Origin of the sequence: Flavobacterium tagetis (assembly GCF_016735615.1) — a bacterium.
Classification (GTDB): domain Bacteria; phylum Bacteroidota; class Bacteroidia; order Flavobacteriales; family Flavobacteriaceae; genus Flavobacterium; species Flavobacterium tagetis.
Map to the genome: position 1 here is coordinate 279,084 of NZ_JAERSF010000001.1, position 26,149 is coordinate 305,232.

The 26,149-nt window shown below is 33.2% G+C and carries 22 protein-coding genes and 2 tRNA genes; 14 read left to right on the forward strand and 10 right to left on the reverse strand.

What is annotated here, in order from left to right; all coding sequences use genetic code 11:
* Window positions 1-76: 76 nt before the first annotated feature.
* The 5 genes from JI750_RS01270 to JI750_RS01290 all read right to left on the reverse strand — a co-directional run bounded on the left by JI750_RS01270 (window position 77) and on the right by JI750_RS01290 (window position 5,117).
* Window positions 77-2,320 carry a M1 family metallopeptidase gene (locus JI750_RS01270; protein WP_201998428.1) on the reverse strand — a complete coding sequence of 748 codons (2,244 nt, stop codon included), beginning with the start codon at window positions 2,318-2,320 and terminating at the stop codon, window positions 77-79.
* Window positions 2,321-2,386: 66 nt separating this feature from the next.
* Window positions 2,387-2,893 (reverse strand): DUF6702 family protein, encoded by a 507-nt coding sequence (locus tag JI750_RS01275; protein ID WP_201998429.1) that lies wholly within the window; start codon window positions 2,891-2,893, stop codon window positions 2,387-2,389.
* Window positions 2,890-3,645: a BamP family beta-barrel-assembly machinery protein gene (bamP, locus tag JI750_RS01280; protein ID WP_201998430.1), complete on the reverse strand. Its 756-nt coding sequence runs from the start codon at window positions 3,643-3,645 to the stop codon at window positions 2,890-2,892. Before bamP ends, JI750_RS01275 begins: the two co-directional genes overlap by 4 nt.
* Window positions 3,635-4,363 carry a carboxypeptidase-like regulatory domain-containing protein gene (locus JI750_RS01285; RefSeq protein WP_201998432.1) on the reverse strand — a complete coding sequence of 243 codons (729 nt, stop codon included), beginning with the start codon at window positions 4,361-4,363 and terminating at the stop codon, window positions 3,635-3,637. Before JI750_RS01285 ends, bamP begins: the two co-directional genes overlap by 11 nt.
* On the reverse strand, window positions 4,350-5,117 hold the full coding sequence (locus tag JI750_RS01290; protein ID WP_201998434.1) for a hypothetical protein: 768 nt from the start codon (window positions 5,115-5,117) through the stop codon (window positions 4,350-4,352). Before JI750_RS01290 ends, JI750_RS01285 begins: the two co-directional genes overlap by 14 nt.
* Before the next feature lie 163 nt (window positions 5,118-5,280).
* Here JI750_RS01290 and pepE point away from each other — a divergent pair, with 163 nt between their 5' ends.
* Window positions 5,281-5,988 (forward strand): dipeptidase PepE, encoded by a 708-nt coding sequence (gene pepE / locus JI750_RS01295; protein WP_201998436.1) that lies wholly within the window; start codon window positions 5,281-5,283, stop codon window positions 5,986-5,988.
* A 134-nt stretch (window positions 5,989-6,122) separates the two neighbouring features.
* On the opposite strand, the gene JI750_RS01300 is transcribed toward pepE, so the two are convergent.
* Together JI750_RS01300 and JI750_RS01305 are read right to left on the reverse strand one after the other, a co-directional pair.
* Window positions 6,123-6,195, reverse strand: a tRNA-Gly gene (locus JI750_RS01300).
* A 95-nt stretch (window positions 6,196-6,290) separates the two neighbouring features.
* Window positions 6,291-6,363, reverse strand: a tRNA-Gly gene (locus JI750_RS01305).
* A gap of 135 nt (window positions 6,364-6,498) precedes the next feature.
* Between JI750_RS01305 and JI750_RS01310 the strand changes: the two genes are divergently transcribed.
* Both JI750_RS01310 and JI750_RS01315 read left to right on the forward strand, forming a co-directional pair.
* Window positions 6,499-6,936, forward strand: a complete 438-nt coding sequence (locus tag JI750_RS01310; RefSeq protein WP_201998438.1) for a GNAT family N-acetyltransferase — start codon at window positions 6,499-6,501, stop codon at window positions 6,934-6,936.
* A gap of 1 nt (window position 6,937) precedes the next feature.
* On the forward strand, window positions 6,938-8,521 hold the full coding sequence (locus JI750_RS01315; protein ID WP_201998440.1) for a L,D-transpeptidase family protein: 1,584 nt from the start codon (window positions 6,938-6,940) through the stop codon (window positions 8,519-8,521).
* On the opposite strand, the gene JI750_RS01320 is transcribed toward JI750_RS01315, so the two are convergent.
* Entirely contained in the window at window positions 8,510-9,235 is a 726-nt protein-coding gene (locus tag JI750_RS01320) for a murein L,D-transpeptidase catalytic domain family protein (protein WP_201998442.1), read from the reverse strand. The two genes, JI750_RS01315 and JI750_RS01320, sit on opposite strands and share 12 nt — an antisense overlap.
* Before the next feature lie 479 nt (window positions 9,236-9,714).
* Here JI750_RS01320 and gpmI point away from each other — a divergent pair, with 479 nt between their 5' ends.
* Window positions 9,715-11,232, forward strand: a complete 1,518-nt coding sequence (gene gpmI, locus JI750_RS01325) for a 2,3-bisphosphoglycerate-independent phosphoglycerate mutase (protein WP_201998444.1) — start codon at window positions 9,715-9,717, stop codon at window positions 11,230-11,232.
* Between the two features lie 224 nt (window positions 11,233-11,456).
* Here gpmI and JI750_RS01330 read toward each other — a convergent pair whose 3' ends face one another.
* Window positions 11,457-12,710: a DUF445 domain-containing protein gene (locus JI750_RS01330; RefSeq protein ID WP_201998446.1), complete on the reverse strand. Its 1,254-nt coding sequence runs from the start codon at window positions 12,708-12,710 to the stop codon at window positions 11,457-11,459.
* A gap of 235 nt (window positions 12,711-12,945) precedes the next feature.
* Between JI750_RS01330 and map the strand changes: the two genes are divergently transcribed.
* From map to JI750_RS01365, 7 genes are all read left to right on the forward strand, one after another.
* Window positions 12,946-13,764 (forward strand): type I methionyl aminopeptidase, encoded by an 819-nt coding sequence (gene map, locus JI750_RS01335; RefSeq protein ID WP_201998448.1) that lies wholly within the window; start codon window positions 12,946-12,948, stop codon window positions 13,762-13,764.
* 21 nt (window positions 13,765-13,785) lie between these two features.
* Window positions 13,786-14,559 (forward strand): class I SAM-dependent methyltransferase, encoded by a 774-nt coding sequence (locus JI750_RS01340; protein WP_111376726.1) that lies wholly within the window; start codon window positions 13,786-13,788, stop codon window positions 14,557-14,559.
* Between the two features lie 109 nt (window positions 14,560-14,668).
* On the forward strand, window positions 14,669-17,572 hold the full coding sequence (locus tag JI750_RS01345; RefSeq protein WP_201998450.1) for a DEAD/DEAH box helicase: 2,904 nt from the start codon (window positions 14,669-14,671) through the stop codon (window positions 17,570-17,572).
* A 75-nt stretch (window positions 17,573-17,647) separates the two neighbouring features.
* Window positions 17,648-18,901, forward strand: a complete 1,254-nt coding sequence (locus JI750_RS01350; protein ID WP_201998452.1) for a type IX secretion system plug protein — start codon at window positions 17,648-17,650, stop codon at window positions 18,899-18,901.
* 79 nt (window positions 18,902-18,980) lie between these two features.
* Entirely contained in the window at window positions 18,981-19,367 is a 387-nt protein-coding gene (apaG, locus tag JI750_RS01355) for a Co2+/Mg2+ efflux facilitator ApaG/CorD (RefSeq protein ID WP_008467225.1), read from the forward strand.
* A gap of 153 nt (window positions 19,368-19,520) precedes the next feature.
* Window positions 19,521-21,146, forward strand: coding sequence for an L-glutamate gamma-semialdehyde dehydrogenase (gene pruA / locus JI750_RS01360; protein WP_201998454.1), 1,626 nt, complete (start codon window positions 19,521-19,523; stop codon window positions 21,144-21,146).
* Between the two features lie 253 nt (window positions 21,147-21,399).
* On the forward strand, window positions 21,400-22,131 hold the full coding sequence (locus tag JI750_RS01365) for a hypothetical protein (RefSeq protein ID WP_201998456.1): 732 nt from the start codon (window positions 21,400-21,402) through the stop codon (window positions 22,129-22,131).
* A 68-nt stretch (window positions 22,132-22,199) separates the two neighbouring features.
* Here the strand turns inward: JI750_RS01365 and rsmG are convergent, their stop codons facing one another.
* Window positions 22,200-22,829 carry a 16S rRNA (guanine(527)-N(7))-methyltransferase RsmG gene (gene rsmG / locus JI750_RS01370; RefSeq protein ID WP_201998457.1) on the reverse strand — a complete coding sequence of 210 codons (630 nt, stop codon included), beginning with the start codon at window positions 22,827-22,829 and terminating at the stop codon, window positions 22,200-22,202.
* Between the two features lie 107 nt (window positions 22,830-22,936).
* Here rsmG and JI750_RS01375 point away from each other — a divergent pair, with 107 nt between their 5' ends.
* The 3 genes from JI750_RS01375 to JI750_RS01385 all read left to right on the forward strand — a co-directional run bounded on the left by JI750_RS01375 (window position 22,937) and on the right by JI750_RS01385 (window position 26,099).
* Window positions 22,937-24,034 (forward strand): fatty acid desaturase family protein, encoded by a 1,098-nt coding sequence (locus JI750_RS01375; protein WP_201998459.1) that lies wholly within the window; start codon window positions 22,937-22,939, stop codon window positions 24,032-24,034.
* Between the two features lie 75 nt (window positions 24,035-24,109).
* Complete coding sequence (locus tag JI750_RS01380; protein ID WP_201998461.1) at window positions 24,110-25,300, forward strand: pyridoxal phosphate-dependent aminotransferase; 1,191 nt, start codon at window positions 24,110-24,112, stop codon at window positions 25,298-25,300.
* Between the two features lie 343 nt (window positions 25,301-25,643).
* A complete protein-coding gene (locus tag JI750_RS01385) occupies window positions 25,644-26,099 on the forward strand; it encodes a ferritin-like domain-containing protein (protein WP_201998462.1) in 456 nt (151 codons plus the stop codon).
* The last annotated feature ends 50 nt before the right edge of the window (window positions 26,100-26,149 follow it).

Genomic DNA, 26,149 nt, shown 5'->3' on the forward strand with positions numbered 1-26,149 from the left:
AATATATTTCCTAAAAAGAAAAAAGTTCATCAAGCTTTCAAACCTGATGAACTTTTCATTCTTAATTTTATTTTATTTAGTCAAATTTTGACTTTGTTTCAACTTTTGGCCAAGAGTTATTGGTTACATCAATATCTGCTGTTAGCAATTGCGGATCAATTTGAATGCTCTTAATTGCTTTTGTTGTAGCATAAACTTTTCTAGCCGTTTCATTACTTTTTCTCCAGATTTGTGCTGGATATTTGTAATTATCTTTAGAACCATCTTCGTAAGTAATCTCAACTAAAATAGGCATAATCATTCCGCCTGGTTTGTTAAATTCTACTTCATAGAAGTACTTAGGAGATTTAATAGAAGCTTTTTCTTCAGCCGTAAAAGTCTGATCTACATAATCTGCCAAAGGCTTGAAATCTTGTACTTTTAAAGCTTTTTTCTTAGAATCGCTTACTTCTGCATTATCTCCAGAAACTAAATAAACAAAAGGTCCTTTTTCGAATCCAAAACGTCCTTTTCTAACTTTTACGTCTTTAATATCTGCTGTTGGAGTATCTGAAACGTAATATTGTTTTACATCTTTAATTCCGATATCTACGAAATCTGTTGAGTAGAACCAACCTCTCCAAAACCAATCTAAATCTACTGCAGAAGCATCTTCCATTGTTCTAAAGAAATCTTCTGGAGTTGGGTGTTTAAACTTCCATCTATTTGCATACGTTCTGAATGCGTGATCAAATAATTCTCTTCCCATAACTACTTCTCTCAAAATATTAAGACCTGTAGCCGGTTTTCCGTAAGCATTATTCCCAAATTGGTGGATTGTTTCAGAGTTTGACATAATTGGCTCCAAGAACTTTTGATCACCGCTCATGTAAGGAACAATATTTTTAGCTGGACCTCTCCTTGAAGGGAAATTTGAATCTAATTCTTGCTCAGCCAAATACTCTAAAAACGAGTTCAAACCTTCATCCATCCAAGTCCATTGGCGCTCATCAGAGTTTACAATCATTGGGAAGAAAGTGTGTCCAACTTCGTGGATAATAACACCAATCATTCCGTTTTTAACTTCTCTGCTCGTTACACCATTTTCATCAGGGCGACCATAATTCCAACAAATCATTGGATATTCCATACCTTGATCTTCTGCAGAAACAGAAACTGCTTTTGGATAAGGATAATCAAAAGTATGAGAAGAATAGCTTTTTAAAGTATGAGCCACAACCATTGTAGAAGTTTCTCCCCAAAGCGGGTTTGCTTCTTTTGGATAAACAGATTCTGCCATAACAGTTCTGTTTCCGATTTTCACAGCCATTGCATCGTAAATGAATTTTCTTGAAGAAGCAATTCCGAAATCACGAACATTTTTAGCGCTGAATTTCCAAGTTTTTTTCTTTTCAGAAAAACCTTTTTCAGCTGCTTCTGCTTCTGCCTGCGTTACAATAACTACAGGTTTATCAAATGATTTTTGTGCTTGCTCGTATCTTTTTACTTGTTCAACAGTAAACACTTCGCTTCTGTTCATTAATTCACCTGTTGCATCGATTACGTGATCTGCAGGAACTGTAATATTTACATCGAAGTTTCCGAAAGGAAGAGCAAACTCTCCGCTTCCCCAAAACTGCATATTTTGCCATCCTTCAACATCATTGTAAACCGCCATTCTTGGGTAGAATTGGGCAATTACATATAATTTATTGCCATCTTTCTCGAATAATTCATATCCAGAACGACCGCCTTCTTTTCTGTAGTTGTTAATATTATACCACCATTTGATTGAGAATGAAATTTTTTCTCCTGGTTTTAAAGGTGAAGTCAGATTAATACGCATCATGGTTTCATTGATCGTATAAGACATTGCACTTCCTTTAGCATCTTTAACTTGTTCAATATTAAAACCGCGCTCTAAATCTTTTTTCAAATATTTAGAAGAAAAACCATCAAGCGGCAAAACCTGATTAATTTTATCACTTTCTGCTAATGAACTTTGGGTATTTGCTTTTGCCTGATTTTGATCTAATTGAATCCATAAATATTCCAAACTATCTGGCGAGTTATTTGTATACGTAATGGTTTCAGATCCGCTTAATTTTGAATTTTTATCATCCAATTCAACATCAATTTTGTAATCTGCTTGCTGTTGGTAGTAAGCTGGCCCAGGTGCTCCAGAGGCTGTACGGAACATATTTGGAGTTGCCAGCAAATCATACATTTGGCTAAACTTGTTGGTATCGTACTTTCCCTGTTGTTTAGTAGGTGTGGTTGTTGCTTTATCCTGCGCAACTAACATTGCAGGAAAAAGTAATAATAATGAAAGTTTTTTCATAAAATTTTAATGGTAATTTCTTTAGGCTGTGAAAATAGTAATTAAAACATTAATTTTATCAATACCTTAATATTTTAACAATTCTTTCCTTGAAGATTCTGTAAAAAGAACACTTCTTTTTGTATCAAATGCTGAAATATGTGTAATATTTTGCTGTTCTGAATTCCAATCTACCAAAATAGTATTTGAAATCTCAAGCGTTTTGAATTTATCTACATCCTTAATTCTGGAATAACAGACCAAAACATCATCAGCCTCGACTTCTTTAGATAAAAAAGTTATCGCTTTTGATTGCCCATTTATTTTAATTAAAAAATGTTCTGATAGGTATTTTTTTAATAATTCAACATCTGCTGGAGTTTCCTTGCTTGTACCAACAAATGTCTTTTTGTGATACTTTTTCTCCATTGCATTATTCAAATCATCAATAAAAATGCGGGAAGTAATTTGTAACATCTTTTTTTCAGCTGCATAATTAACCTGAAAAACGCCAACATAAAATTTATGAAAAGCAAATGCCGAAGACAAAACAAACAAAACTCCCAGCAAAGGGAAAACTAACTTTTTTTTCATTTTTGAACAGCCTCAGCTTTCTTAAATTCTTTATTCTTATTGATCATAAAATCCATTAACTGAAACTTCTGATCTGGATCTACCAATTCTTTTGAATGTGGATCGTTTGAGCAATACATCAAGAAAAGCTCTACTTCGTCATCTTTAAGATTAAGTGTTTTAGAATAAAAATCTTTTGTGAAGTTATCTTTAGCGTATTCTACAAAAGCAATATCTGTAATTTCTTCTTCCCTTACTTCGTCTTTTTTACTTAAAAGTTTTTTGACGTCTTTAAAGATTCGAACAAAATCGGTTCCATATTTTATAGTCTGATCCGAAAGCATTGCGTTGTTTTTTGCAGTAGATTGTTTATCATCCTCAAACTGCATGTCTACATATTTTTGAGAACCGCCCTGCAGTGCTTTTACTTTTAGTTCTTTATGAACAACAACTTCTTTAAGCTGATTATTAACCAAATCCAATTTTATTTTTAAAAGAATCTCGGCACAATCTTTTTCAGTTAAAACGACTTTTTTTGATTGAAATGTCAAGCCAGAGAATAGTAAAGTATCTTTTGGCTGTGCAACAATATCAAACAAACCGCCAGAACCAATAAATGTCCTAGTATTTGCATTAATATTCATTACATAACCACTTTCTATGGCTAAAAAATCATTGATAACCTGACCGTGTAATGGCTTCCTGAAACCGTTTTGCCCTAATACAAATTGACAAAATAAGCAGACAACGAGCACTCCTAATTTATTTTTCATTTTCGAGAATTGTTAGATATTTTCTTGCTAGATCTGTGATTAAAAACATACTCATTGTTTTGTTTTTAGTATTCAAAGATACAGCAAAATCAGCATCATCTACACAAAATAATTGAAATCCTTTTATGTCATCTACAGGAATTTTCAATCTATCTGTATAATAGTTCTCCTCAAAAAGATACTCAAGCTTTCTAAAAAGCATTTCTTTTTTCTCTACGTTCACTTCTTTTTTCAGCATCGCGGTGCGCCCCGAAATCTTATTTAGCAACTTGTCGATTGATGTTGAAGTAGCCGTATAAACCTTTCGCTCGGCAGGCGTATATTTTTTTTGTCCGTACGGAATAATTCCTAAATTTTCAGCTGTTATACTAGCATTTTCATTAACAACAACTTCTTTCAGCTCCACTTCTTTGGCAGCCATTTTTACAACTAAAGAACTAACCATCAAATCTTCTGCAGAAATTCGGCGTTTAACCGGATCCAAGTTCACAGCCGAAAAAACCAAAACATCGCCTTCTCGAACAGCAATCGAAAAATTACCATCAGAATCTGAAACAGTAGCAGCTTGAGTAGCATTATTTATAATATTCACCCCTTCAACAGGAGTAGATTGCTCCTGCACCTTCCCTACTAATAGTTTAACATCGCTTTTTTGCCCAAAACCAATCTGAACAAAAAAAACAAAAACAATTATCGATATAACCCTACTTATTTTCACCAGCAATCATTTCTTTATACTTTACAGCCAATTCTCCCAAAAGAAATTCCGTAGAAGTTTTGTTTTTAGAATTCAAAATCACCGTAAACTTCTCATTTTCTATAGCGTAATATTCAAAACCTTTTACATAATCCGCAGGAATTTTCAATCGGTCAATAAAATGATCTAGACTAAACATATTCTCCAACAGCCTCATAAAAAATTCTTTCTTTTCAACTGCAACTTCTTTCTTAAGCATAGCTGTTCTTCCTGAGAAAAAATTCAGCAAAGGATCTGCAGAGATAGAACCTCCTGCCATTGTTCCTCCATTTGCCGTAGCATTCAACGCAGTTGCGGTCTGCAATTTGCGTTCTGCCGCAGTATATTTCTTTTGCCCCATCGGAATCACACCCAGTCTTTCGGCATTAATATTATCATACCTTTTTACCACAACCTCTTGCAATTGATACATAACCATATTAAGATTGACAGTAAAATTAAGATTTGAAAAATCTTCTTGTTTCAGCAAAACTCTTTTTTCTTTAAAGCTTATTGAAGAAAAAACCAGAACATCATCTGCTTTTGCTGAGATAGAAAAAGATCCAGATGAACTTGTTGTAACCGTTTCTTCTGTTTGCGCATTAATCACATAAATACCTTCTAAGTCTAAAGTATTCGAAACCACTTTACCATTAAAAACAGATCGATCTTGGGCTTGAGACCAGCAAGCCTGTCCCGCAACAATAATTAAAAAACAAGTAATTTTCTGAATCAAAATATAATAAATTAAAAATATTCTTAAAACGGTAAAAATATCTCAAGTCGTTCCAAATTTAATATTAATGACTTCGTAAAAATATGTTAATTAAAATGGTAAAAATTAAAACAAAAACAGAGTTTTTAATACCTTTAACAAACAAAATTTGAGTTTAAAAATCATGAAAAGCATTATTATCGCAAGTACTTCTACTTTGCACGGAGGCAACTACTTAGAATATATTTTACCTACTTTAAAAACGCATTTTAAAAACTGTAAAACAATCTTATTTATTCCTTATGCTCGTCCTAGTGGAATTTCGCATGACGAGTATACAAAAAAAGCTGCAGAGGCATTTAACACAATTAACATCAATGTTAAAGGAATTCACGAATTTGAAAATCCGCAAGACGCGGTCAAAAATGCAGAAGGAATTTTTACAGGCGGAGGCAACACCTTTTTACTGGTTACCCAACTTTACAAAAACAACATTATGCAGTTACTTTCTGAAACTGTAAAAAATGGCACTCCTTACCTCGGATCAAGTGCAGGAAGCAATATTTGCGGTTTATCAATGCAGACTACAAACGATATGCCCATTATTTACCCTCCAAGCTTCCAAACTTTAGGATTAATTCCATTCAATTTAAATCCGCATTATCTGGATGCCGATTTACAATCTAAACACATGGGAGAAACTCGCGAAACAAGAATAAAAGAATTTCATGCATTTAATTCAATTCCAGTTTTAGGTTTAAGAGAAGGAAGCTGGCTGGAAGTTAAAGGTGAAAAAATTACTTTAAAAGGAGATTTATCTGCTCGCCTATTCAAACAAAACGAAGCTCCAACAGAGTTAGAAACAGAAAGCGACTTGAGCAATCTGAAGTAATTTTAAAACCATATAAGTCATATAAGCCTACCAAAAGCTAAATTCAAAAACTTACCTCAACTTAAATCACTTATATGGTTTTAAAAAAGAATAGAAAACAAAAAAGCCTCAAACAATGTTTGAGGCTTTTGAAGAGCGAAAGACGAGGCTCGAACTCGCGACAACCAGCTTGGAAGGCTGGAGCTCTACCAACTGAGCTACTTTCGCATTAATCGGGTGCAAACTTAAAAAATTTAATTTTTAAAACAAAATAAAAATCAAAAAATTTATTTCACATAAAGTAAAACATGTTTACTTTTTAGAGCGAAAGACGAGGCTCGAACTCGCGACAACCAGCTTGGAAGGCTGGAGCTCTACCAACTGAGCTACTTTCGCATTGGTTGTGCAAATATAGAAAGAAAGTTCAGTTCAAAACAAGCTTTTGAGCAAAAAAAATCAATAAAAATCAACATTTTTTTATAACTTATTTAAAATTAAAAAGTTATAAAAGCAATATTTTTTCAAAAAATCATGATTACAATTAAAGAAATTACCTCGAAAGAGACTTATGCTGTTCGCCAACCTGTTTTAAGAAAAGGAAAGCCTATCGAAAGTTGCATGTTTGAAGGCGATGATTTAGAATCTACTCATCATTTCGGTTTATTTGAGGACAAAAATTTAACAGGAATTATTTCGTTATTCGAAAAAATCAATCCTATATTTGCCGCTCAAAATCAAGCCCAGATTAGAGGGATGGCAGTTTTAGAAATCCATCAGAAAAAAGGAATTGGAGAAGCTTTGGTAAAACATTGCGAAACCTTTTGCAATGAAAACCAAATAGATTTAATTTGGTTCAATGCCAGAACTGCTGCTGTCGGATTTTATCAAAAAATGAATTACCAAACACTTGGCGAAGCATTTGAGATTAAAGATGTTGGCGAACATTATTTGATGTTTAAAAAATTATAAAATGAAAAAACTTTACTCTTTGGTAGTAATATGCCTTTTTTTTGGCTGCAAAAAAGAAGACCCAAAACCTACACCTATTATCAAAAAAAAGGTACCGGCAATTATACTTACTGATGAGAGAACAGTTGAAATAGACACTGCATTAATAGGAACTTTTAAAAGCGAAACCCTAAAACAGTTTTATGTTGGGTCTGAAAATCAAACTGTATGGGGAAATCTTAAAAAAAGAACTTTTGTTTTAACGCAATTAGAAAAATCAGAAGAATTAGGTTTAGAACCAGAAGATTATAAAATATCTAAGCTAAAAAAATTCGAGAGCAAAGTCGCTTCGCTTAGTGATAAAGATTTGGCTACGTATGATATTTTACTGACTTATAATTTCGAAAAATATCTTAATCATATATATAAAGGAAAGTTAGACCCTAAAAAACTGTATACCAATTGGGATTTAGAAGAAAAGGAATTTGATGTGAATTCCGTTTTAATTAAAGGCTTCAACAAAAATAAATTAGATAGCATTGTTGAAAACATTCAACCTAAAACACAAACTTACAAAGAGCTACTAAAAGCTCTTGAAATCATTAATGCTTTTCCAAATGACAATGTAAAAACTATTGAATCTGCTGATAAAATTGTTTTAAATGATACTAATCCCGCTTTAATAAATATTAAAAAAAGGCTTTTGTATTGGAATGATATGACTGGAAAAGATAGTTTGTCAACAATTTATAATGAAAAAACATTTGAAGCAGTTAAAAGATTCCAAGAAAGACACGGTTTAGCTTCTGACGGAGTTATCGGAGCTGGAACTATTCGTGCTTTAAATTATTCTAAAGAAGATAGAAAAAAGCAAATAATTGCCAATTTGGAGCGTTGGAGATGGTACCCGTCTGAATTAGCCGAAAACTATTTCATTATAAACATTCCCGATTACAGCTTAAATGTTGTTGAAAATAAGGACACCACTTTAGTTAGAAACATTGTAGTAGGAACAAACAAAAGAAAAACACCTATCATTACTTCTTTTTTAAAAACGGTTGTTTTTAATCCGACTTGGACTGTTCCACCTACAATTCTGAAAGAAGATGTCGTTCCTGCAATGAAAAGAAACCGAAATTATTTGGCTAATAAGAATATCACTATCTACGATACTGCCGGCAAGGTAGTTTCTCCGATGGCATGGAATGAGAATAAACCAAACAACTATCGCTATGTACAAAGTCCAGGTTATGACAATTCGTTAGGTTTAATGAAAATTTTATTTCCAAACCACCATAGCGTTTATCTTCACGATACAAATCATCGTAACATTTTTGGGCGCAATAATCGTTCTATGAGTTCTGGATGTGTGCGTGTCGAAAACCCATTGGAACTTGCCCAACATATATTAGATGTTGACGGAAACTGGCCACAAGACAGAATTGACACTATTATTGCAAGTAAAACAACAATGAGTTTCAAGATTACCAAGAAGTATGCTTTATACCAGTGGTATTGGACAGCATGGAGCAAAAAAAATCAGCTCATTTTCAGAGCTGATATTTATGATCTAGATTCGGATTTATATGCGCAATTAAGAAATTAGCCTCTCTTCCATCGCAAAACTTCTTGAAGGATGGTAGATGTATAAACACGATTTGTCTTTTATTAATTGAATAATTTCGTTTGTCAATTCAACTGGAACTGCTGGACATCCTTGGCTTCTGCCCAATCTTTTATGATTTCTGATGAAAGATTCAGATACGTAATCTGCGCCGTGCATTACAACACCTCTTTCACGTGCGTTGTCATTGACACCATTTTCTAAACCATCTAAACGCAATGAAGCACCATGTTTTCCTTGGTAAATTTCGCCAGTTGAATAAAATCCTAAACTGCTTTTAAATGAAGAATTAAGGTTTGAAAATGCTGAAGCGAATTCTTCTCCAGTATTTCTTCCGTGAGCGACAAGCGAATTAAACAAAATTGTATTACTAGTTAAATCAATCACCCACAGACGTTTTGCGTTTGATGACAAACTAAAATCAATTAGTGTTAAGATATCTTTCTTAATCACTCCTCTTTCTTTCAACAAATAAAATCCTTTCAAAGCTTCCGAGAAAGTTTTAAGTTCAGGCATTTTAAAGTTGTTGGAATTTAATGAATTATAAACGCTCTCGATTTTAGAATCTACTGTAACTTTTTCGACTTTAGCAATCGCTTTTACAGTGGCATTTTTTTTAAGGTCGGGTGTGTTTTTTGAATCTTTTCCAAAAGACAATAGCAAAAACACAAATAACGGATAAATTTTGTAAATCATTGAATTTCTTTAGGTTAAACAAAAATTTGGGTATCGCAAAAATATAAAAAAATCACGCCTTGCAAAATACGAGCCTGATTTTCAGGCCTTTTTTGTTTAAACTTTAACATTATTAACATAAAAACCATATTTCTGTAAGATTTTTTCTTATGCTAAAAAACCTAACATCCTACCTGATTTTCTTAAAAAAACATCAAAAAATGGGGATCTTGAAATTAATACCTGATTAAGTAAAACAAATTGATGTAATAATTTCCTAATTTATAAGACTTTCTATCTCCAATCAACATTTTTTCGATCTAAATACTGTCAAAAATAAAGTTAGAAAAAGGGCGTAGTGTGAATTAATTTTAAAAAATAAAGACTTCTACAATTAAATTAATATTTTTTATCTGAGTTCATTTTATTAAATATAAATGTAACATTCCTCAGGTTTCAAACTTTAGAAATGCCTTATATTTGTAGAAAACAAAAATGCAATGAACAAAAAAGTTATCCTTATGATTTTAGATGGTTGGGGAAAATCTCCTGACCCTAAAGTATCTGCAATAGACAATGCAAATGTTCCTTTTATAAACAGTCTTTATAAAAACTACCCAAGCGCACAGCTTAGAACTGACGGATTAAATGTTGGTCTTCCAGAAGGACAAATGGGAAATAGCGAAGTTGGACACATGAATCTAGGCGCAGGAAGAATTGTATACCAAGATTTAGCCAAAATAAATTTAGCTGTAGAACACAAAACTTTAGCAAAAGAGCAAGTTTTAATTGACGCTTTTACTTATGCTAAAGACAACAATAAAAAAGTACACTTTTTAGGATTAGTTTCAGATGGAGGTGTTCACTCACATACTTCACATCTTCGCGGATTAATCGATGCTTCTCAAGAATATGGTTTAGATCAGGTATATGTTCACGCTTTTACAGACGGACGTGATGTTGACCCAAAATCTGGAGCAAAATATATTCATGATCTTGAAGATTACATTAAAGATACTCCTGTAAAAATTGCTTCGATTGTTGGCCGCTACTATGCAATGGACCGTGATAAACGTTGGGAACGTGTAAAATTGGCTTATGATCTTCTTGTTAACGGCGTTGGAACTCCATCAACAAATGCTGTTACAAGTATTTTGTCAAGCTACGAAAAAGACGTTACTGACGAATTTATTGAACCAGTTGTTATCGTTGATGAAAATGCAAAACCTCTTGCTACAATTGTTGAAGGCGATGTTGTAATATTCTTTAACTTTAGAACTGACAGAGGACGTGAACTTACTGAAGCGCTTTCTCAGCAAGATTTCCACGAGCAGAACATGCACAAACTAAACCTATATTATGTAACATTGACAAACTACGACGAAACTTACCAAAACGTAAAAGTAGTTTACAATAAAGATAATATCACTGAAACTCTTGGTGAGGTTTTAGAAAAAGCTGGTAAAAAACAAATCAGAATTGCTGAAACTGAGAAATATCCTCACGTAACATTCTTCTTCTCTGGCGGTAGAGAGATTCCTTTTGAAGGTGAAGAGAGAATCTTAAGAAATTCTCCAAAAGTAGCAACTTACGATTTGAAACCAGAAATGAGCGCTTATGAATTGGCTGATGCTCTTGTTCCTGAATTGAACAAAGGCGAAGTTGATTTCGTTTGTTTAAACTTCGCAAATGGAGATATGGTTGGACATACTGGAATTATGGAAGCTGCAATTAAAGCTTGTGAAGCTGTTGACGCTTGCGCGAAAAAAGTAATCGAAGCCGCTCTTGCAAATGATTACACAACAATCGTAATTGCCGATCACGGAAACTGCGAAACGATGATCAATCCTGACGGATCTCCAAACACGGCTCACACAACAAACCCAGTGCCGATTATTTTAGTTGACAAACAACTAAAAAATATCCAAAATGGTGTTTTAGGTGACATTGCTCCTACTATTTTAGAATTAATGGGAATTCAGCAGCCAAATGCTATGACTTGTCATTCACTTCTATAATTTCACCATATAAGTTATATAAGTTCATTAAATAGAACTTAAAAAAATCTCGCAAAGACGCTAAGTCGCAAAGAAATTTATAAAACTTTGCTCCTCTGCGACTTTGCGAGAACTATTTTACACACTCTCTAATTGTCATCCTGAGCGGAGTCGAAGGCTTATGAAACTTAAAAGCGCTTCGGCTCCGCTCAGCCTGACAATCGTATACTTTGAAATGTTTTTTATCAAACAATAAAATAATGATAAATCTGCTCCACTCCATAAATCACAAGCCCAATAACACCTCCAACCAAAGTTCCATTAATTCTTATATATTGAAGATCTTTTCCAATTTCTAATTCCAATTTTTCAGAAACCTCTTTTCCGTCCCAGCTTTTTACGGTTGACGAAATCAAATCTCCAATTACTTTTTTATTATTCAAAAGCATCGAAAGCAAATCGTTTTTAATAAAACCATTTATTTTGTTAATCACAACAGGATCTTCTTTGATTCCGTTTCCAAAAGTCTGAATCAATCCAGCAATATTATTTTTAATGGAAGAATCATTACCTTTATTTAGATCATTGGTAATTGACAATTTAATTTCGTCCCAAATACTATTAATATAATCCTGAACCTCTTTCTTTCCAACAAAACCCAAAATCATATCGTTGATTTTTACTCTCATTTCTTCTGAGTTTTTTACTTTTTCCAAGAAATTAAAAATGTATTCATCAATTTTTAGACGCACTGCGCTTTCAGGCTTTTTAGCTTCATTTAAAAAATCCTGTAAACCATTAAAAACACCTTCTGTAATACTTTTATCAGCCAACCCAAAGCTTAAAAGCGGGGTCGAAGCTTTTACTTTTTGCCTAATTAAATCTTTATTATTAGTTAATTCAGTGCTTATCACTTCAAGCAGATTCGTCAGCATCTGATTTTTTAAATTCCCTTTTTGCAAAGGTTCCAATGCCAATGCTACCCAATCGCCAAAATTTATTCCCTCTATTTTTTCCTTAAACTGAACCTGAATAAATCTTCTAACATCTTCATCTTTTATTGTTCTTAAAATTCCCGGAATAATATTTACAGCTACTGCATTGGCAATTTTATTTGCATTTTCTTCCTTCGAAAGCCAATCTGAAGCTTTGGTTGCAAAATTGAATTCGTCTAATTTTACTTCTAATTTTTCTCGGTCTAAAAATTCCTCAGAAACAAAATTTCCTAAGTTCTCTCCTATTTCATTTTTCTTAGTCGGAATAATCGCTGTGTGCCAAATCGGGATTCCCATTGGATGACGAAAAAGTGCCACAACGGCAAACCAATCTGCAATTCCGCCAACCATTGCCGCCTCGCTAAAAGCTTGAAGTATTGGAATTTTGAAGTAAATTGCAATTATAAAAAGAAGCACCGCGAAACCCAAAAGCGACAAAGCAGTTGCTTTCATTTTTTTTAACGCTTTCACTTTAGCTATATCTTGATCAGTTGAAATTTCCATAATTATAAACATTTGCACTACTAATTTATGGCTTTTTTCTGAAAGCCTCACGAGTTATTAGCCACGAATTCACGAATTGCATCAAAACTTCACGTTTAAATTCTTTATTAATGAAGTTTGTGAAATCCGATTTTTAAGATTTTTATTTGAGATAATTTGTGAATTCGTGGCGAAAAAAAATTACATAAAAAATGAGATAAAAATTGTACTTTTGCCAACTGAAAATGGAAAAAATATGATTATCCAAAAAACTAGAGAGGAAATAGAATTAATGCGCGAAAGTGCTTTAATCGTATCAAAAACATTAGGAATGATTGCTTCTGAAATTAAAGAAGGAGTTACAACATTATATCTTGACAAATTAGCCGAAGAATTTATTCGTGATCACGGTGCAGTTCCAAGTTTCCTTGGATTGTATGATTTCCCGAATTCACTTTGCATGAGTCCAAATGCTCAGGTTGTTCACGGTATTCCTAATAATACACCTCTAAAAAGCGGTGATGTTATTTCGGTTGACTGCGGAGCTTTTAAAAATGGTTTCCACGGAGACCACGCTTACAGTTTCGAAATTGGAGAAGTTGCACCTGAAGTTAAAAAACTTTTACGCGTAACTAAAGAATCTCTTTACGTTGGAATTAGAGAATTTAAAGCTGGAAATCGCGTTGAAGATGTTGGAAATGCGATTCAAAAATATACTGAAGCTCACGGTTACGGAGTTGTTCGTGAATTGGTTGGACATGGTGTTGGGCAAAAAATGCACGAAGAACCAGAAATGCCAAACTACGGAAAACGTGGTCGTGGAAAACTTTTTGTTGAAGGAATGGTTGTAGCAATTGAACCTATGATCAACATGGGAACTAGAAACATTAAACAACTTAAAGACGGCTGGACAATCTTGACTGCTGACGGAAAACCTAGCGCGCATTTTGAGCACGACGTAGCTTTAATTGATGGAAAACCTGAATTATTATCAACTTTCAAATACATCTACAAAGCTCTTGGAATTGAAAGCAATGAAGAAGATGAATTCAGACAAGTTCCGTTAATCGTATAAATACAACCCCGAATCAAACCTGTGAAAAAACTATTTAAATTAGTCCTTAATACAATCCCGCGTCCAATATTAATTCGTTTGAGTTATGTGGCGCGTCCAATTTTAGCTTTCTCTTTAAAAGGAGATAAATTTACAGATCCAATTGACGGAAAAAGTTTTAAATCGTTTTTGCCTTATGGATACGGAAAACAGCGTAACAATGTACTTTCACCAAGTACACTTTCTCTAGAAAGACACCGTTTGCTTTGGTTGTATTTAAACGATCAGACTGATTTTTTTACAGCACCTAAAAAAGTATTGCATTTTGCTCCAGAACAAGCTTTCTATAAAAGATTTCGCAAGCAGAAAAACTTAGATTACACAACAACTGACTTACTTTCGCCACTGGCAGATGTAAAAGCAGATATTTGTAATTTGCCTTTCAAAGACAACGAATACGACGTTATTTTATGTAATCACGTTTTAGAGCATATTCCAGACGATACAAAAGCAATGCAGGAATTATTTCGTGTTTTAAAACCAGGCGGAATGGCAATTTTACAGATTCCTCAGGATTTATCACGTGAAGTTACATTTGCCGATGATTCGATTACAGATCAAAAAGAGCGCGCTAAAATCTTCGGACAATACGATCACGTTCGTGTTTACGGACGCGATTATTTCGATAAATTAAGAAGTATTGGTTTTATTGTGATCGAAGAAGATTACACTAATAAAATTGCACCAGAATTGGTTGAAAAATACTGTTTAGCAAAAGGCGAAATTATCCCGCTTTGCTTTAAACAGGAAAACTAATTTTTCACCATATAAGTTCATTTAATAAAGAGTTTTCAAAATACTAGATTTGAAAACTCTTTATTTTTTGCCCAATTCCCAAATATAAGCCTAACCAAATCCCTAAATCTTGGAACCTACAAAATCATTTCAGTTCTGTTTTGACATCAGTTTGGAAAAAAATCTGAATGTCTATATTCCAACTGCATACATTGTTGAGAATACTAATGAAATCAAATATTTAGATAAAAAAGCAAGTCCCGATGTACTTGAAAGTTTCGGAATCACTTTTGACAGTCTAGATTCCAACTCAAAAAGAATATTAACGGCTTGCGATTCTCTTAAACCTGAATTTATTTTTAAAAAATTCGGCGCTAAAATTAGATCAGCCAAAACAATTGCTGATTTACAGAAAGATTCAAAAATTAAATTTGCTATTCGTCAACATTTAAAATTCAATCTAAGTTCGTTTTACGATTTAATTGTAAAAGAACAATTTCCTCTATCTTTAAACCTCGGCCCTGAAAAAGATTTTTACCGTTCAAGAGTCAGTATCGAACCACTTGATTTTGAGCCACAGATTCAATTTGATAAGCATGCCGAAGGAATTACTTATACACTTTCTTTAAAAGAAAATGAAACCACTTTTTCTCCAATGGATATCAAGGCAGAAATTCTTTTGGATGAACCAGGCTGGCTGATCATTAATAAAAAATTAGGACAGCTAAAAGAGTTGAACTCTAAAAAACTAATGCCTTTTTTAAAGAAAAAATCTATTGAAATACCATCAAAATTAGTTGATGACTACTTCAAGAGTTTTATTCCTCAAATCGCAAAGAAAATTGATATTGAGGCGACAGGTTTTGAGATTGAACTTCGTGACAAAATTATTTCTTGCACCATTCAGCCAATTCATGATTTCTTCAAAAACTGCTATTATCTCAATCTTTATTTTGATTATAATGGATATTCATTTGATGCGAGCAAAAATAAAAAAACACATTCTTTTGTCGATTTCAGTGTTGCCAATGAACCTAAAATAATTCAGTTTAAAAGAAATCCTGACGAAAGTTTATATATTGATAAATTGAATGAAATTGGTTTAACCAAAATCAAAAACGAATTATTTGGATTAAATTCAGAAGCTGAAAACACAGATCCTTTCATCAATATTCAGCTTATTATTGATCATAAAGAAGAACTGAAAAGTTTAGGTTTTACTATTGAAAACCTAAAACTGGAAAGTAAAGAAATCATCACTGAAAGCCATACTATTTCTGCTTCAAAAGAAACAGTTGGCGATTGGTTTGACATTAAAATAATAATTACCGTTGGAAATTATAAAATCAATTTCAGCGAAATTATTCCGAATATAAAAAGCAAAGAAAGACTTTTTGCATTGCCTGACGGAAACTACTTTTTGATTCCGTTAGAATGGTTTAGCAAATATGGTTCTTTGGCAAAGCTGGCAAAAACAGAAAATGGCGTTCTTTTGTTGCGTAAAAGCAATTTTACTGCTCTGGACGGAATTTCAGAAATTGACAGTGATTTAGATCAAATTCATCAAGCTGAATTTACAGGTTCTGACTTAATAAAAGCAACTTTAAGACCGTATCAAGTTGATGGAGTAAAATGGCTTTTAGGACATTTTAATTCCAATATGGGTGCGTGTCTTGCTGACGATATGGGACTTGGAAAAACGTTGCAAACTTTATCTGTTTTGGTTTCTGTACAAGAACAATTAGGTTTTACTACCAAAACCACCAATTTTGATTTGTTTGCCAACGAAACTACTATTGAAAGAGAACCGCTAAAGGCCTTGATTGTTTTACCTTCTTCATTGGTTTTTAACTGGTTTAATGAAGCTGGAAAATTCACTCCACACTTTTCAAAAATGCAATATGTTGGTAACGATAGGAAATCTTTAGCAAGCAGAATCAATTCGACCGATTTGATTTTCACAAGTTACAGCATCATTCATCGTGATATTTCCATTTTAGAAAAATACGATTTCCGTTATCTAATTTTGGACGAAAGCCAATACATCAAAAACAAAAATTCTAAGATTTTTAAAGCCATAAATAAAATCAGTACAGGTCATAAAATTGCCTTGAGCGGTACACCAATCGAAAATTCGCTTGACGATTTATGGTCGCAAATGCAGTTTATCAATCCTGAGATTTTGGGCAGTTATGCTTTTTTCATGGAAAATTTCAAAAATCCGATTGAGAAAAAGCAAAATGAAGAAGTTTTAGCAGAATTAAAAAATCTTATTCAGCCTTATATTTTAAGACGCACAAAGGAACAGGTTTTAAAAGATTTACCAGAATTAACCGAGCAGATTTACTATTGTGACATGGATCCTGAACAGGAAAAATTATACGAGAAAGAAAAATCTAAGGCTCGTAATTTCTTGCTTAAAACTGATGGATCTCCTGATAAAATTAGTATTATTAATACTTTGATGAAATTACGCCAATTGAGTAATCACCCGAAAATGGTTGATCAAGAATCTGAAGTTGATTCTGGAAAATTCATTGCGGTTACTAATTATTTAGAAAACTTAGTAAAAGCAAAACAGAAAGTCATCATTTTCAGTTCATTTGTCACCAATTTGAATTTCTATACCGATTGGTGTAAAGAAAACAAAATTGAGTTCTGCGAAATTACAGGTGAAACTCCAGCAGATAAGAGAGAACAGCAAGTTAAAATGTTTCAAGAAAAAGAAAATCCGCTCTTATTCTTTATTTCTCTTAAAGCGGGAGGTGTTGGTCTAAATATTACAAAAGCCTCTTATGTTTTATTCTTAGATCCTTGGTGGAATCCTTTCGCAGAAAAACAAGGTGTTGCGCGTGCGCATAGAATTGGACAGTTGAATAAAGTTAATGTGATTCGTTTTATTTCTAAAAATACAGTTGAAGAAAAAATTATCAAACTTCAAGAAAACAAAAAATTATTGTCTGATTCTCTTTTAGAGGAAAGTTACATCAATGATGAAATTGAAGGCAACTTAGAATATATTCTGGGCTCGTAATTGTTAAACCCAATAGATTGGCATCTTTTTCGTTGTATAAAATTGTTATATTTACAAATCTTACAACGAAATACGATGCCAAAATTTTTATATTCAAGCTTTATATTCCTTTTTATTTTCACTTTAGCGAAAGCTCAAGAAAAAGAAATCGATCCTCCTTATAACATCAAAACTGTTTCTTTTATTCAGAATGGCAGTAATGTTCCGCCAATTTTCGAATTAGGTTCTCCATTTACCTTTCAATTTGATGATTTATTTGGTAATGAAGCTAATTATTACTTTGAAGTTATTCATTGCGATTACAACTGGTTTCCGACAGATATTCCAAAAACGGACTATATTCTTGGAATGGATAATCAGAGAATTACAGATTTTTCTAATTCGTTCAATACACTGCAAGTATACACGCATTATAGACTTTCTTTTCCAAATCAGTTTACGCAGCTACTGAAACTTTCTGGTAATTACATGCTGCGAATTCTAAATGAAGATAGAGAACTCGTTTTCTCAAGAAAATTTATATTGCATGAAAATCATTGTACCGTTGGAGTACAAGTAAAAAGGAGTCGTAATCTGAGTAATATTGATTACAAACAGAATTTAGATTTTGCTATTTTATCCAATGATATTGCATTTCAAACCCCATTGCAAAATGTAAAAGTTCTTCTACTGCAAAACGGAAACTTTCATACTGAGATAAAAAATATTGTTCCTCAATATACAATTGGCAATCAGCTAGTTTATAAATATGATAAAGAAACCCAGTTTTGGGGAGGAAATGAGTTTTTATATTTTGAAAACAAAGATATTAGAGCAGCCAATAATAATGTTGCCAAAATAGGTTCAAACAATGATATCTACAATGCGTTTTTATACACAAATGCCGCAAGGGGAAATCAGATTTATACAAATTATGAAGATGTAAATGGAAATTTTGTTGTTAAGAACATAAACGGTTCTAACAATGATATTGAAGCCGATTATGCTTGGGTTTATTTTACACTCTCTGCTCCTGCTTTTAGAATGAACAAAGACATTTATATTACTGGAATGTTTAACAACTACAGCCTTTCTCCAGAATACAAAATGGATTACAACAATGACAAAGGAGTTTTTGAAAAAGCCATTATGATCAAGCAAGGTTTTACTAATTTTCAGTATACCGTTGCAGATAAAAAAGGCGTCGTTGATTTTGAAAATGCCATTGACGGAAACTTTTATCAGACTGAAAACGAGTACACCATCTTGGTGTATTATAAAGAAGCAACCGATCGTTATCAGCGTGTAATTGGAAAAGGAAATGCAAACTCTATCAATATAGTCAATTAAAACAATGTTAAGGTTTTAGATTAAACGATTTTTTTTCGTAGCTTTGCCACTATAACACTCACATATATACGGCGTTAGTATGGTTTCTCAAATTACACGAGGCATAAAAATATCTGTTTTGACTAGTTTTGAAGGTACATACTTCAAGAACTACAAGATTCATTTTGCTTTTAGCTACGTAGTTACCATCGAAAATCATAGTAAAGATTCTGTACAGTTAACTTCTCGCCACTGGGAGATTTTTGATTCTTTAAATGATTTAGAAGTTGTAGATGGCGAAGGTGTAATTGGTAAAAAACCAGTTTTAAAACCTGGCGAAAACCATACTTACAGTTCTGGCTGTTTATTATCGTCTCCTTATGGCGCAATGAAAGGTCATTTCAATATGATCAATTTTACTACTACAAAAACATTCAAAGTAATTGTTCCTACTTTTAGAATGTGTGCTCCTTTTGCATTAAATTAAGATATAGTTTACAACTATTGCTTTTATCGTTATCTTAATCATAAAATTGTCAATTTATTAATTTATCCTTTGTACTTTTGTGCAACGTTAGATTATTCGTAACAAAACAAATCGTCTAACTTTAAATTGTCTAATTCACAAATTTTAAATAACATGCTTAAAGGATTTTTCCATGTACCAAAAGCGGTAAACGAGCCTGTAAAGAGCTACGCACCAAACTCACCAGAAAAAGCTGCTGTTCAAGCCGCTTATACCACAATGTGGAATTCTCAAATTGACGTTCCTTTATATATTGGAAGCGAAGAAATTAGAACTGGAAATACAAGAAACATTATAGCACCTCACGATCACCAACACGTAGTTGGAAAATATCATTTAGCTGAAAAACAACATATCGAAAAAGCAATTGCAAATGCACTTGAATCAAGAAAAGCATGGGCAAACTTAGCATGGGAACAGCGTGCTGCTATTTTCTTAAAAGCTGCTGAACTTATCGCTGGACCATACAGAGCTCGTATTAACGCTGCAACAATGATTGGTCAATCTAAAAATATTCACCAAGCAGAAATTGATGCTTCTTGCGAATTAATCGACTTTTTACGTTACAATGTTGAGTTTATGACTCAAATCTACAACGATCAACCAAAATCAGATTCATCTGTTTGGAACCGTGTAGAGTACAGACCATTAGAAGGTTTTGTTTACGCTATTACTCCTTTCAACTTTACTGCAATCGCTGCAAACCTTCCTGCAAGTGCTGCAATGATGGGTAACGTTGTGGTTTGGAAACCAAGTGATAGTCAAGTATTTTCTACAAAAATCATTTTAGAAGTTTTCAAAGAAGCTGGAGTTCCTGACGGAGTTATCAACGTAGTTTTTGGAGATGCTTTAATGATTACTGATACTGTTTTAGCTAGCCGTGATTTTGCTGGTGTTCACTTTACAGGATCAACCCATGTATTTAAAGATATTTGGGCTAAAATTGGTGCAAACATTCAAAACTACAAAACGTACCCAAGAATCGTTGGTGAAACTGGAGGTAAAGATTTTATCATTGCTCATCCAAGCGCAAACGTAAAACAAGTGGTTACAGGAATTACTCGTGGAGCTTTCGAATTCCAAGGGCAAAAATGTTCTGCTGCTTCTAGAGCTTATATTCCACAAAGTTTATGGCCATCTGTAAAAGAGCAATTAATTGCTGATGTAAAATCTATGAAAATGGGTTCTCCAGAAGATTTTGGAAACTTTATTACAGCAGTTATCCACGAAGGTTCTTTTGATAAATTAGCTAGTTATATTGATCAAGCTAAAAAAGATGCTGACGCAGAAATTATCGTTGGAGGAAATTATGATAAATCTGTAGGTTACTTTATTGAGCCAACAGTTATTGTAACTACAAACCCAAAATATACTACAATGGAAACTGAGTTGTTCGGACCAGTTATCACGATCTATGTTTACGAAGATACTAAATGGGAAGAAACTCTTGAATTAGTAGATACTACTTCTGAGTACGCTTTAACAGGAGCTGTATTCAGCCAAGATCGTTATGCTATTGAAGTAGCGACAACTAAATTACAAAACTCTGCTGGTAACTTCTACATTAATGATAAACCAACTGGAGCAGTTGTAGGAATGCAACCATTTGGTGGAGCAAGAGCTTCTGGAACTAACGACAAAGCAGGTTCTGCATTAAACTTGTTACGTTGGGCTTCTCCAAGAACTATCAAAGAAACTTTTGTAACGCCAGAAGATTACAGATATCCTTTCTTAGGTTAATCCAATTTAAAATTTCAGGTTTAAAAGTTGTAAATCTGACTTTATATAAAAAAGCCGATCCTCTTTGAAGATCGGCTTTTTTACTTACAACAATGTTTTTGTAATATTTTTCTTATTTATTTAAAAATCAATGCTTTAAAAGTTTTAAATACCTTATTTTGACACTTTAAAAACTTTTTGTTCCCTTTCAAAAAAAACCATCCTCCTACTTTTGCTTCAACATTAAAAGTTAGAATAAATTAACAGCATAAGTATGAGAAATTTAAATAATGTTCCTAAAGTTATTATGGAATCTAAAAGTATTGGGCATTCCATTAATTATAAATGGACAAAAAAGAAAATAAATCAACTTTTAGACCCTATTGAAGGAAACGAAGACCTTGAAGAAACCTTAATGCAAATAAACCATAAAGGTTCAATTGGTTTGACTGCAGCATTATTAGAATGGGTTTACTGGCGTTTTACAGGTTACAGCCAGGCTATAAATGACACACAAAAGCGAATTGAAGCTCTTTGGTGTTCTATCAATAATCGCGAACAGACAAATCCTTTATTATTTGACACCGATTTTGAAATTCCAGCAACTGGCTCTGTCAACGGCGCTCTATGGATTGCATTAATGAATGTGAGAATGATAGATGCAAGATACCGCAAAGGCTCATACTTTTTACAAAATGACCTTGTCGGATTAGTATTATTAGCACGCCATATTACGCCAAAAAAGAAAAAATTTGACAATTGGTTTGCTCAAACCATCATCAACTTAACTCATTCTCATCCTAACCTGTACAAAAATGATGTATTAGATGAGACTGATGAAGCTGTATACGACTCTTCAAACGAGCCTCTAATCTGTAGAGAATTTTTCTTTGATGAAAAATTCGAATATTCAGTTGAAGCATCAGAGAATGCAATTCATGGTTTCATTGGTAATTTAAACCTTAAAGCGAACAGTTTTTTAAATTTTCCGAAAAAGGCTTCGTAATTTTAAACTGTTTAGTTTTGTTCAAAAAAAATAACCCGCTTAGGATTTCCTAATTGGGTTATTTGTTATTAAGGCTTAAATTTTAATGGAAGATGAACCACTTTTTTAGTTTCAAAAAATTCGTCTTCAAAAAAATCAGCTAGATCATATAAAGTTGCATTTGGAAAATCTTTTAACTCCTCGGTTAAATCACCACCTTTTAAATAAAGAATTCCATTTTTTAATAGGTGTTTATGCTGTTTCTTGATCTTATCTTTAATCCATGAAACAAAATCAGGCATATTAGTAACGGCACGACTCACAATAAAATCAAAATCACCTTTTACCAATTCGGCACGCTTTTGTTCTGCTTTTACATTTTTTAATTCCAAAGCATCAGCAACGCCTTGAACCACTTTAATTTTTTTAGCAATAACATCAATTAAATAAAAACGGGTTTCAGGAAAAAGAATCGCTAACGGAATTCCAGGAAAACCTCCACCAGTTCCAACATCTAATACTGTTGCACCTGGCTCAAATTTCATAACTTTAGCAATTCCTAATGAATGCAAAATGTGTTTTGTATATAAAGAGTCAATGTCCTTACGCGAAATAACATTGATTTTTTCATTCCAATCGTGGTATAAAAAGTCTAATTTTTGAAATTGTTCAATTTGAAGATCGGTCAAATTGGGAAAATATTTCAATATCTCATCCATTGCTATAATTTTTTAACAAAAGTACTACTTTACGATTGAAATATTTAACTCAATTTTGCAAATTGAAAATTTATAATAATTACCTTTGAAATCTATTTAAATTAATTATGAATAACACTGCTCCAACTTTTGCACGGCAAGACAATTTAAAGTTTTTTAGAACGCTTAACTCTCGCGTTAACAATTACTTTAAAGAAAATAATATTAAAAAAACCGGAAACTGGAAGTTACACTTAAAAGCTGTTATTCTATTTGCTGTTTTTTTAACTCCGTACTTTTTAATTCTTACGCTTAACATGCCATTTTGGGTTATGTTACTTTTATCAATTGTGATGGGTGTAGGAATGGCTGGTGTTGGAATGAACGTTATGCATGACGGAAATCATGGTTCTTACTCTACTAAAAGCTGGATTAACAAATTTATGGGCGGAACAATCTACGTTCTGGCTGGAAATGTTTATAACTGGCAAGTACAGCATAATGTATTGCATCATACTTATACTAATATTCCGGGACATGATGAGGATTTAGATGCTGGAAGAATTATTCGTTTTACAGAACATGCAGAATGGCATCGTTTTCACCGTTTCCAACATTATTACTCTGTTTTCTTATACGGTTTATTGACTTTCAATTGGGCTTTAACAACCGATTTTAAGCAGATGAGAAACTATTTAAAGAGAAAACTATCTTATGGTGAGCCAAAAAATCCAAAGATTTTGTGGACAACACTTATCATCACTAAAATGATTTATGTTTCAATCTGGATTGTTTTACCAATCGTAATTGGAATTACATGGTGGAAAGTGCTTGTTGGCTTTTTTGCAATGCACTACACAGCCGGATTAATTCTAAGTATTGTGTTCCAATTAGCACACGTTGTGGATCATACTACAAACCCAACTCCAAACGAATTAGGAGAAATGGATAACACTTGGGCAGTTCACCAATTGTATACAACAACGAATTTTGCTCCAAAAAATGCAATTGTAAACTGGTACACAGGCGGCTTAAATCATCAAATTGAACATCATATTTTCCCAAATATTAGTCATATTCATTACGGCAAAATCGCAAAAATTGTAAAAGAAACAGCAAAAGAATGCGATTTGCCATATTACGAATACAAAACAATGCGAAGTGCTGTTATTGCACACTTCAAACATTTACGCGAATTGGGAATGAAACCGAAATTAGCAGTTTAAGAACTAAAAGAAATCTATTAATAATTAACCTTCCTTAATCAACACAGCAAATTAAGGACATTCAAAAATTTTATAATGAATCATATTCTTTCGGACAGAATCAACAACTTAGCGACTTCGCAAACATTGGCAATGGCCGCTTTAGCTCGCGAATTAAAAGCACAAGGAAAAGATATCATCAGCTTAAGTTTAGGTGAGCCTGATTTCAACACGCCAGACTTCATTAAAGAAGCAGTAATAAAAGCAGTAAACGAAAATTATAGCACTTATTCTCCAGTAGAAGGTTACCTTGAATTGAGAGAAGCAATCTGCAGAAAATTCAAAAGAGACAATAATTTAGAATACAAACCAACTCAAATCGTAGTTTCTACAGGAGCAAAACAATCATTATACAACATTGCACAAGTAATGTTAAACGATGGTGACGAGGTAATTTTACCAGCACCTTACTGGGTTTCTTATTTCGAAATCGTAAAACTTTCTGGCGGAGTTCCAGTTGAAGTTCCAACTTCTGTTGAAACCGATTTCAAAATCACTCCAGAACAATTAGAAGCTGCAATCACACCAAAAACAAAAATGATGTGGTTTTCTTCTCCATGTAACCCATCTGGGTCTGTTTACAGCAGAGAAGAATTAACAGCATTGGCAAAAGTTCTAGAAAAACACCCAAATATTTACGTAGTTGCCGATGAGATTTACGAGCACATCAATTTCTCAGGAACTTTCTGTAGCATCGGTTCAATTCCTGGAATGTTAGACAGAACAATCACTGTAAACGGAGTTGCAAAAGCATTTGCAATGACAGGATACAGAATTGGATATATTGGAGCACCGGAATTTATCGCAAAAGCATGTACAAAAATTCAAGGACAAGTAACATCTGGAGCAAACTCTGTGGCACAACGTGCTACAATTACAGCTGTAGATGCTGATCCAAGCGTATTAAACCACATGGTTCAGGCTTTCCACGGTCGTAGAGATTTAGTTGTTGGATTATTAAAAGAAATCCCAGGCGTAAAAATCAACGTTCCAGAAGGTGCATTCTATGTATTCCCAGACGTTTCTTCTTTCTTCGGAAAAACTTTAAAAGGACACGAAATAAAAGATGCAAACGATGTTTCAATGTATCTTTTAGCAGAAGCAAACGTTGCAACAGTAACTGGAGATGCTTTCGGAAATCCAAACTGTATTCGTTTCTCTTACGCAACAAGCAACGATATTTTAACAGAAGCATTACGCAGAATCAAAGAAGCTTTGACTGCATAATAATATATTAAGTTTTATTAAAACGGCTTAAGGTTCAAAAGTTTCATCACTTTTATACTTTAAGCTGTTTTTTTTTATGAGAACAAATCCTCGCACTTCCTTCGTCAGGCTCCAGGCTCTCCACTTCTATCCCTCACGCAAACAGCATACGAGAAATATCATTTTCAAAACAAAACTTTTGAGCATTTAAAATTGGCGAAATTCGAGAAATTCGCGGCGAACAAAAAAACAGTTTCAAAATTCCCATTCTACAATATTGTAAAACTTCAAATGTAATCCTGTAAAGCAAAGCATGTTATAATTGCAAACTTTGTAACATATTAATTTCAAAAAATTATATGTCATGACACATGCAGAAGAAACCACAACAGAAACAATTAAAACCTTAGAAGGATTAATTTCAATTCTTGAAGATGGAAAACTAGGATATACAGATGCAGCAGAACATGTAGAAAATCAAGCCATGAAAACTGACTTTCTTGAATATGCCCGCGAACGTGCTTTATTTATTGTAGAACTACAAAACCAAATCAATAAACTAGGAAAATCAACAGATACTTCTGGAGGAGGGCCGCTTGGAGTTCTACACCGCGCTTGGATCGATATTAAATCTGCATTTACAGGCGGTGATACAGAAGCCATTATAAATGCTTGCATCACTGGTGAAGAAGCAGCTATCGAAAAGTACAAAATGGCACTCGAAGAAAATCATTTGGAACATGATCAAGTTTACATTGTATCGAAACAATTAAACAGTATTCAAAATACTTTATCACAAATTAAAATGAGAGCAAATTAATCGATCGATTCATGCTTTTTTTGAGAACTGCTCGGTCTTCGGATCGGGTG

What these genes read in the sequence shown, in the direction of transcription:
- JI750_RS01270 (WP_201998428.1), bottom strand. Translation starts at nt 2,320, where the DNA reads ATGAAAAAACTTTCATTATTATTACTTTTTCCTGCAATGTTAGTTGCG.
- JI750_RS01275 (WP_201998429.1), bottom strand. Translation starts at nt 2,893, where the DNA reads ATGAAAAAAAAGTTAGTTTTCCCTTTGCTGGGAGTTTTGTTTGTTTTG.
- bamP (WP_201998430.1), bottom strand. Translation starts at nt 3,645, where the DNA reads ATGAAAAATAAATTAGGAGTGCTCGTTGTCTGCTTATTTTGTCAATTT.
- pepE (WP_201998436.1), top strand. Translation starts at nt 5,281, where the DNA reads ATGAAAAGCATTATTATCGCAAGTACTTCTACTTTGCACGGAGGCAAC.
- JI750_RS01310 (WP_201998438.1), top strand. Translation starts at nt 6,499, where the DNA reads ATGATTACAATTAAAGAAATTACCTCGAAAGAGACTTATGCTGTTCGC.
- JI750_RS01315 (WP_201998440.1), top strand. Translation starts at nt 6,938, where the DNA reads ATGAAAAAACTTTACTCTTTGGTAGTAATATGCCTTTTTTTTGGCTGC.
- JI750_RS01320 (WP_201998442.1), bottom strand. Translation starts at nt 9,235, where the DNA reads ATGATTTACAAAATTTATCCGTTATTTGTGTTTTTGCTATTGTCTTTT.
- gpmI (WP_201998444.1), top strand. Translation starts at nt 9,715, where the DNA reads ATGAACAAAAAAGTTATCCTTATGATTTTAGATGGTTGGGGAAAATCT.
- JI750_RS01330 (WP_201998446.1), bottom strand. Translation starts at nt 12,710, where the DNA reads ATGGAAATTTCAACTGATCAAGATATAGCTAAAGTGAAAGCGTTAAAA.
- map (WP_201998448.1), top strand. Translation starts at nt 12,946, where the DNA reads ATGATTATCCAAAAAACTAGAGAGGAAATAGAATTAATGCGCGAAAGT.
- JI750_RS01350 (WP_201998452.1), top strand. Translation starts at nt 17,648, where the DNA reads ATGCCAAAATTTTTATATTCAAGCTTTATATTCCTTTTTATTTTCACT.
- apaG (WP_008467225.1), top strand. Translation starts at nt 18,981, where the DNA reads ATGGTTTCTCAAATTACACGAGGCATAAAAATATCTGTTTTGACTAGT.
- pruA (WP_201998454.1), top strand. Translation starts at nt 19,521, where the DNA reads ATGCTTAAAGGATTTTTCCATGTACCAAAAGCGGTAAACGAGCCTGTA.
- JI750_RS01365 (WP_201998456.1), top strand. Translation starts at nt 21,400, where the DNA reads ATGAGAAATTTAAATAATGTTCCTAAAGTTATTATGGAATCTAAAAGT.
- rsmG (WP_201998457.1), bottom strand. Translation starts at nt 22,829, where the DNA reads ATGGATGAGATATTGAAATATTTTCCCAATTTGACCGATCTTCAAATT.
- JI750_RS01375 (WP_201998459.1), top strand. Translation starts at nt 22,937, where the DNA reads ATGAATAACACTGCTCCAACTTTTGCACGGCAAGACAATTTAAAGTTT.
- JI750_RS01380 (WP_201998461.1), top strand. Translation starts at nt 24,110, where the DNA reads ATGAATCATATTCTTTCGGACAGAATCAACAACTTAGCGACTTCGCAA.
- JI750_RS01385 (WP_201998462.1), top strand. Translation starts at nt 25,644, where the DNA reads ATGACACATGCAGAAGAAACCACAACAGAAACAATTAAAACCTTAGAA.